Genomic DNA, 481 nt, shown 5'->3' on the forward strand with positions numbered 1-481 from the left:
GTGGCCGGTCAACCTCTCAGTCCGGCTACTGATCGTCGCCTTGGTGGGCCGTTACCCCGCCAACTAGCTAATCAGACGCGAGGCCATCTCAGAGCGATAAATCTTTGGCAGCCAGGGTCATGCGACCCAGCTGCATCATGCGGTATTAGCAGTCCTTTCGGACTGTTATTCCCCACTCCGAGGCAGGTTCCTCACGCGTTACTCACCCGTCCGCCACTAAGTAACTCTATCAATTGGACGAATCCTCTTTCAAGAGCACTCCGTTCGACTTGCATGTGTTAAGCACGCCGCCAGCGTTCATCCTGAGCCAGGATCAAACTCTCAATAAAATGGTATCTAAAGAACTTTCGTTCCTTAGATCAATTTTATCGAAGCCTAATTCATAGCTTCAAAGAAATTAAATCAAGAGCCTTCTTCAAGCTTGCGCTTGTCAGAAGGACTTCTCGTCCTTTCTGGTGCTTCGTGTTTCTCTCACGTTGTT

1 rRNA gene is annotated in these 481 nt (G+C 49.5%); it reads right to left on the reverse strand.

What is annotated here, in order from left to right:
• Positions 1-329: ribosomal RNA gene (locus ACTNB1_RS14885) — 16S ribosomal RNA — on the reverse strand; the annotation flags it as partial.
• Positions 330-481 lie beyond the last annotated feature (152 nt).

Source organism: Flavonifractor sp. HCP28S3_F3, assembly GCF_052065355.1.
Lineage (GTDB): Bacteria > Bacillota > Clostridia > Oscillospirales > Oscillospiraceae > Flavonifractor.